The organism is uncultured Campylobacter sp. (assembly GCF_937997465.1).
In the GTDB taxonomy this organism is placed as follows: Bacteria; Campylobacterota; Campylobacteria; order Campylobacterales; family Campylobacteraceae; genus Campylobacter_A.
The window spans coordinates 1-5,675 of sequence record NZ_CALKTQ010000051.1 but is presented as its reverse complement, the minus strand read 5'-3'; the positions used below and the strand labels follow the sequence as shown (position 1 = coordinate 5,675).

3 protein-coding genes and 2 pseudogenes are annotated in these 5,675 nt (G+C 33.0%); 3 read left to right on the top strand and 2 right to left on the bottom strand.

Features of this window, described 5'->3' with window-relative positions:
- From Q0546_RS01555 to Q0546_RS01545, 3 genes and pseudogenes are all read left to right on the top strand, one after another.
- A pseudogene (locus tag Q0546_RS01555) lies at positions 1-566 on the top strand (type I restriction endonuclease subunit R); the annotation flags it as partial.
- A 68-nt stretch (positions 567-634) separates the two neighbouring features.
- Positions 635-929: pseudogene (locus Q0546_RS01550) on the top strand (IS1595 family transposase); the annotation flags it as partial.
- Positions 930-1,044: 115 nt separating this feature from the next.
- The gene (locus tag Q0546_RS01545; protein WP_298789906.1) at positions 1,045-1,980 is read left to right on the top strand and encodes a WYL domain-containing protein; all 936 of its coding nucleotides are present in this window, start codon (positions 1,045-1,047) and stop codon (positions 1,978-1,980) included.
- Positions 1,981-2,029: 49 nt separating this feature from the next.
- Here Q0546_RS01545 and Q0546_RS01540 read toward each other — a convergent pair whose 3' ends face one another.
- Positions 2,030-3,817 (bottom strand): DUF262 domain-containing protein, encoded by a 1,788-nt coding sequence (locus Q0546_RS01540; RefSeq protein WP_298789904.1) that lies wholly within the window; start codon positions 3,815-3,817, stop codon positions 2,030-2,032.
- On the bottom strand, positions 3,814-5,675 hold a 1,862-nt coding region (locus tag Q0546_RS01535), incomplete at its 5' end, for a TRAP transporter substrate-binding protein (RefSeq protein ID WP_298789902.1). The genes Q0546_RS01540 and Q0546_RS01535, both read right to left, overlap by 4 nt.

Below are 5,675 nucleotides of genomic sequence, written 5' to 3'. Positions count from 1 at the left end.
TGGCGTCAATCATGCCTTATGAAATAGTAGAGTGCGAGAAGCTGTTTTGGTTTTTGAAATTTCTAATACCTAAAATGGTCGTAAAAGATAAGGATAAAGATAGACTAGACGAGCTTTTAAATGCAGTCGATCTATCTACTTATGGACTAGAAAGGGTGAGACTTGGAGCAAAAATAGAGCTAGATCCAAGCGAGGCGGAGCTAGAGCCGCAAAATCCAAATTTAAGAGGCGCTCACGCAGATGATGAGAAAAAAGATCCACTAGATGAGATAATAAGAAATTTTAACGAGAAGTGGTTTAAGGGCTGGGACGCTACGCCTGATGAGCAAAGGGCTAAATTTATACACATTATGGGTAAAGTAAAAGCACATAAAGATTTTGAGGAGAATTACGAGAAAAATACAGATGAAATCAACAGAAGGCTCGCTATCGCAAAAATAATAGACGAAGTGATAAACAATGAAAGAAGAAAAGAGCTTGAGCTTTATAGGCTTTTTGCGACAAATGATGAATTTAAATTAGGGCTAATGGAAAACATTGAGAGAGCTTTGAGGGTTAATATTTAATATGCTGTTTTATTTAGTATTTAAGAAACCTACCCATTCTAAACTAAGCACAAGAGCGGATTAGATTTTATTCTTATTGCTGGAAACCTTATAACTATTTGGTTGATTTACGGAGCTAAAGCTCATTATAGAGTAAAGCGGTCAAAGAATGAATTTGCAAACACCAAAATATGGAGACACCAAATGTGTTATCTAAATTTTCAAGCGTAACGATAGTAGTGACTACAGAGAAGTTAAGATAAAGAGAATTTCTTGTTACATCTTCAAGGTGGTGAATTCGGATATAATACTAAAACTACGCAGGAAAACTTGTATCATAAACTATTGAAATTGATAAGAAAGAATATGTTTAAGTTCCATTGAGTCAAAATTATATCTAAAAACATGTTTAAATGTTTTTAGCTTATCTTGAGTCTATGCCTTTTAAACTAGACAACTATAAGTCTTATATCGCTATAATACTCCCAAAGGAGCTTCCATGCAAAAACCTAAAAAAATCATCCCAGAAACTAGCACGAGTAAATACGAACGCATAAACGATATAGCCGTTCTTATCAGTAACAAACCTCACTCCATATCCGAACTTTCGGAGAAGCTCGGCGTTTGCACTAAAACCATACAAAGAGATCTTTATGACGTGCTAGCCAAAAACGGAGCCGTAAAAAAGGGTAGGATGTGGAGCATGGATAAAACCGAGGCCAAAGATAACCTAGATCAAGAAGAGCGAACCATCATAAACATCCTAGACAATATCTCAAAAACCATGGGGACAAATTTTTATTCAAAGGCTCACGTCTTACTAGAGCAGATCACTAGCAGGCTAAACCATCCTATACTAACTAATATAAACAACGAGAAACTAGACGAAAAAGACTTTGCAAATTTCGAACTACTTGAAAACGCCATCAAAGAAAAAAGACTGGTAGAGTGTGAGTATAATAACTTTAAATTTAAGATAAAACCGCTAAAACTAGCGATGTTTGACGGGTTTTGGTATTTGCTTTTTCTTGATACGGGCAAAAACGATACCTTTAAAAAATTTCATCTAAAAAGCATCGCAAACATTAAAATACTTGAGGGCAAATTTAATGTAGAAGCAAAAATAGAAGATAGGCTAAAAAATATAAACTCCGCATGGGCGACGCTAGATGAGCCAAAGACGGCCAAGCTGCTTTTAGCGCCGCAGATAAAGAAGTATTTTGAGAGAAAACCATATGCCAAGCAAAGCATATATGGCCAGGACTCCGATGGCTCCGTCATCATCGATATAGAGTACACCAACATAATGGAGATCAAGCCACTCATATACTACTACATCCCATTTATCAAGGTGCTTGAACCAAAAGAGCTAGCAGATGAGCTAAGAGATGAGATAGGGGAGTATTTTGAGGAGTTAAACCAAGGAAGTATATAAAATATATCAAATTTAACTTGCCAAAAATAGGCAAGTTAAAAATCTTGTATTATTCTATGTCAACATACTCTACGTCATACCGTAAAATGCTTAACATTTCTTGGCCATGTTTGACAATCGCTTCTTTATATTCATCCAGGGTACCGTTCTTGATGCACTCCGACATCAATATCAATTTTAGGCTTTGCGTTATTATATTTGGATATGTGGTTAGTTTTGCAGACGGGGCAAGATTAGAAAATTTAGAGTTACCGGAAGTTGTAACAAGCGCTAAGTTGCCAAAAGAGTTCAAAATTCCGTCATCATTCATGCACTCTATACTATCCCCAGAAGGATTTTGTGGGTAAAAATGCTCGATAGAGTCTCTAAATTTAAATTCCCACTCTTTTAAATTTTTTAAATTTACATCGCCAACCGCTTCAAAAGCATTTTGTAGTTTTTGTTTTGGTTCGCTATTTCGAGTGCTAACTATACACTCTCTATATAAAATATAATCAAGATAAGCAAGGACTATTCTCTCACACATAGGATAAGAGGTGCTTTTTTCTAGCGCATTTTTTACCTTCTCTCTTGCATACGTTTCTAAAATTTCTTGCATATTGGCTGTTGTATTTTCGTTAAGTCTCTTAAGAAGTGTAAAAATCCACTCCATAGCGCGTGGCGAAGTATATGTGATACGCAAGCAAGACTGCAAGGTGACAACTAATTTATTGTTATCAAACGTATCCACGTAGCCGAATGTATCTTTGTTGTTATTGCGATATTTTTTGAGCATTTTTAGCGACCATTTTTCTCCGTCATTTTTATCATTTTCATCAGTTTTTATAATAAATTTATCAAACAAAAATCTAAATTTTAAAAGGTTGTAGATAAAATTTTTGGCATTTTCACTATTATCGAAGTATTTTTTTAAATTATCAATCAATTTTTTATCATAAAGCAGTTCATTTGTACTGCTTGTATTATTGCTCATAACGGCATTTACTTGTAAAAGAAAATTTGGGAAATTTATAATAGATGAAAATCTTTCGTTTTCGCCTTCATCTTGCATTGTTTTTTCGGAAGTTAAATTTTTGTTGTCTAAAATTTCGCTTAGTAGCCTCCCTTCAGCATCGCTGTCATCTTCTATAGAAATTTCAAAAAGTTTATTTTCATCACAAATTTTATCCCATTCATTGCCAAAAATTTGTTCTCTTAATTTCTTTTTAAAACTCATCTGCACGTATCTATCCATATCCGCACATGCATCCCAAACTAACGCAGCTATTTTTCTCTCTTTTTCTTCTAAGATTTTTAAAATTTTTGCTTTTACGACTTGGTGAAATTCTAGTTGCTCGCCTCTTGTGTTCATTATCTCAAAAAAATGATTTAGATCGGCATCATTTGGGACTGGCACGCGTAGAATTTGTGCTTTTAAAATTTTATTTTCAAAACCTCTATTGTTTTGAAAATACTCTTTTATAATTTTAAACCCGCTTACTATTTCACTAGACGGCAAATCAGCCCATTTATCAACATTGTAAATTTTTTCTAGTGTTTCATTTGACTTTTGCCTGGCTTCAAATTCTAGTTTATCTTTTATGTCGTACTTAAGATATCTTAGTGTCAAATATAGAGTTGTGAGTCTTTGCTGCCCATCTATAACTTCAAAAACACCATCTTTTTCTCTTACGACTAAGCTCCCTATAAAATACTCATTATTATTACTGCTTATATCATCCAAAAGTGCCACTATCTCTTTTTCGCCCCAGGCGTAGTTGCGCTGATATATGGGTATGAGATACTTGCTTTCAAAAATTTTTTCTACACTAAATTTTAGATCATCTGTTTTACTCATTTTTTAATCTCCAATCTATTTTTTATATCATCGTATCCATTAACGATTGTTTCAATATCACATAGCTCAACGCTGTAAATTTCATCTGGCGACCTCATATGAGATATTTTTTCAAATAAATTTAATCCGCTATTTTCATCTTGATATCCAAGTGCATATTTGTTTATGCTCTCTAGATATACGGCCTGTTTTGCCAAACGTAAAGTATAAACGTATCTATAAAAAAATGCGCAAATATTTTCGCTAAGCTCATCAAAGCCAAATCTATCAACAAATGCCATTATAAGGCATTCAAAAAGTCTTACTATATATTTATCGCCTCTCTTTTTTCTAGGCATAGTGTTGTCGTTATATTTTGCTTCTACAAAATTCTTTATTTTATGGTAAAGGTCTAGGTAGTGAGCTGTGAAATCAAAAAAGTGTTTTCCACTTAACAAATCTTGAGTGAGTAAAAATTTACCGCTATTTTGCGCGCCGAATTCGATCGCTGCTTTATTAAATTTAGTCACATTGTATAGCGAAGTATGGTCTATACCTTTAAAAATATCTATGTGGTCTTTGGAATAATATAATCCGCTCTCTCTACGTTGCCATCTAATAATAGGAAACAAAAAATCGCTAAAAATTTCTTTTATTTCATCGCTATTTTTATCCTCCCAATTTGATATTACCTGCACTTTTTTAGCTTCGTCATCATCTGCCATATGCCTTAGATGGTATGCTTTTAGCAGATCGTGCACTTCTAGTGCTTTACCTCTGGTATTTTGTGAGTCAAAGTAGTTAAATGCTTCTTGTTGGTCAGTCACAACTATTTCAACCATGGTGCAATTACTTAAGATAAATTGTTTAAATTTTTCTTTTTCATCAGCAGTTAAAATATTAACTTTTAATTTTCCTTCAGTTCCCAATAATTCTATATATTTATTATTATCTTCAAGTTCCATTTTTCTTTGATTTTCTATATATTTTTTTGCTTTTTCTTGTAATATAGCTTTTTGTTCATCGCTTAAAGAATTAAATTTCTCTGCATTCATAATAAATGCAAGAAAATTATGGACATGTTCTGTAATACTTAAAAATTTTTGTACTTCATAAAATTTATTTGCATATATTAATGAAGGTGGATTCTCTTGTGCTTCAACAGCTCCTTGTTGTAAAGCAGTATATACTTCAGTAAAACTCATAGGAGTTGGATTAGCACCTAATGTTCTAAAGAAGTCGATAAAAACAGGGCTTTCCATTACTCTAACTTTTATTCCTTTTAAATCTTCTGGTTTCTTTATTTCTCTTACACTATTTGTTATACTTCTAGGTCCATTATATGTATAACCTAAGTTTACTAATCCAGATGATTTTAGAGCTTCATTAAAATATTCACCCATTTTTCCATCCATTGCATTAAATGCAGCTTCCGAAGATATAAAAAGATAAGGCATATCTAAAATTCCAAAATTATCAGTATATGATGTTAAAACAGATGTTGAAGGCAAAGCCATATCAATCGTTCCCATCGCAACAGATTCTGTCAATTGAACATCTCCTCCAAGAGCTCCATTTGGATATATTTCTATTTTTATACTTCCCTTAGAAGCTTCTTCTACTTCTTCCTTAAAGATTAGAAGAGCCCTATTAGTAGATCTTGTTTCAGGTTCAACATGTGCAACTTTTAAAACTACTTCTTTCTCTTCTTTTGCTTCATTATTTTCATTACTTTTTCCAATATTATCTTCTAAAAATTCATTTTTCCCTTCTGATTTTTCACTACATTCTTTCCCATCAAAAGTTTCCAAACTCAAAATCTTTTGATTTTCCCCCTTTAAAATGTCATCAGAAAATAAATCATCCTTTTCCACAGCGA

What these genes read in the sequence shown, in the direction of transcription:
- Q0546_RS01545 (WP_298789906.1), top strand. Translation starts at nt 1,045, where the DNA reads ATGCAAAAACCTAAAAAAATCATCCCAGAAACTAGCACGAGTAAATAC.
- Q0546_RS01540 (WP_298789904.1), bottom strand. Translation starts at nt 3,817, where the DNA reads ATGAGTAAAACAGATGATCTAAAATTTAGTGTAGAAAAAATTTTTGAA.